Origin of the sequence: Promicromonospora kroppenstedtii DSM 19349 (genome assembly GCF_000515355.1) — a bacterium.
Taxonomy (GTDB): Bacteria; Actinomycetota; Actinomycetes; order Actinomycetales; family Cellulomonadaceae; genus Promicromonospora; species Promicromonospora kroppenstedtii.
In genome coordinates this window covers 68,406-69,978 of record NZ_KI911621.1, presented here as the reverse complement: position 1 = coordinate 69,978, position 1,573 = coordinate 68,406, and the positions used below count along the sequence as shown (strand labels likewise).

Here is a 1,573-nt window from a genome sequence, read left to right as displayed (position 1 = left end):
ACCGACTACTACGCCCGCCTGGAGCAGGGCCGGCGCATCGTGCCGTCGCCGTCGGTCGTGGACGCCATCGGGCGGGCGCTCGGGCTGGACCAGGCGGGACGCGCCCACCTGGCCGACCTCATCGGGCTCGGTTCGACGACGGCGCGGCCGCGCACCCGTCCGGTCCAGCGGGTCCGCCCCGGGCTGTACCAGCTTCTCGACGCGCTCGGCGACGTTCCCGTGCTGGTGCTGGGCCGCCGCGCCGATGTGCTCGCCCAGAACCGCATGGGCCGGGCCCTGTTCACCGACTTCGAGCGGTTCCCGGCGCCGCGCCGCAACTACGCGCGCTGGATGTTCCTCGACGACGGCGCGCGGTCGCTGTTCGTCGACTGGGAGGAGCAGGCCCGGGCCGCCGTCGAGAACCTGCGGCTGGAGGCCGGGAACGACCCCGCGGACCGTGCCACGTCCGCGCTGATCGCGGACCTGCGCGAGGCCAGCGGAGAGTTCGGCGACTGGTGGGCCGAGCATCGCGTCTACCAGCGCACGTACGGGTCCAAGCGGCTGCGGCACCCCGTCGTCGGAGACCTCACCGTCGAGTACGAGACCCTCGCCCTGCCCGGCGACCCCGACACGACGCTGTACGTCTACTCGGCCGAGCCTGGCTCTCCGTCCCAGCGGGCGCTGAGCCTCCTGGCGAGCTGGTCCCTGACGACGACGCCCGGCCCCGCCGACGGAGCAACCCCCTTTGAGGCCTAAGTTTCTTCGCTTTGAGCGGCCTCAAAGCGAAGAAACTTAGGCCTCAAAGGGGAGGGGGAGGAGCGCCCCGGGGGTGCGCCCGGGCCTAGCCCAGCTCGCGGACCAGCACGTCCTCGAACACCGCGCTCACCGCCGGTGCCGCGCCGCCGCCCGCGTAGATCCCGATCGCCGGGTCCGTGTCGGCCGGGAGCGTCCACGTGGCCCCGAAGCGCCAGTGCTCGCCGTCGCGCGACGTCGCCGACCGGTACCGGTGCTCGCCGGTTGCCGGGTCCGTCGTGTGGAACAGCCGCAGGTGCATGGTGTCGGCCACGGGCCCGGAGACGAAGCCGCCGAACCGCACGGCGCCGTCGGCCGTGAGTTCCTTGCCGAACTCGACCTGCCGCGTCCGGCCGATCGCCACCGAGCCGAGCCGCAGGAAGTCGTCGTCGCCCGCGTGCACCAGCAGGCCCGCCTGCTGGAAGTTGCGCACCGTGTCCTCGCCCAGCGGCAGGTGCACGGTGGCCTCCAGCACGTAGTCGCCCGCGGGCGCGTCGCGCAGCAGCACCGGCGCGTCGTTCCGGGTGCCCACCAGGTCGTGGCCGGTCAGCGGCCAGGTCAGCGCGCCGTCGGTGACGTCGACGGCGGCCGGGCCGTGCTGCCAGCGCCAGCCGGCGTCCAGGTCGCCGTCGAACTCCTCGACGAACGTCACCGCACCGGCCTCCGGCTCGGCCACGCGCTCGGTCACGGGCTCGTGCGCCGCGACGACGGTCAGGTTGTCGAGCTGCGCCTCGGCGCCGTCGGCCACGAGGCGCACCGGCGCCTTGCGGGGCAGCGGCGTCCGCGGCTCGAACCGCGCCTC

The 1,573-nt window shown here is 74.3% G+C and carries 2 protein-coding genes; one reads left to right on the top strand and one right to left on the bottom strand.

The genetic code is table 11. The features are described from left to right. Positions 1-735 (top strand): helix-turn-helix transcriptional regulator (locus PROKR_RS05400; RefSeq protein WP_036960265.1); only part of this gene is annotated, 735 nt, incomplete at its 5' end. Positions 736-820: 85 nt separating this feature from the next. Here the strand turns inward: PROKR_RS05400 and PROKR_RS33935 are convergent. Then, the coding region (locus PROKR_RS33935; RefSeq protein ID WP_245605712.1) for a DUF1349 domain-containing protein at positions 821-1,573 on the bottom strand (753 nt) is incomplete at its 5' end.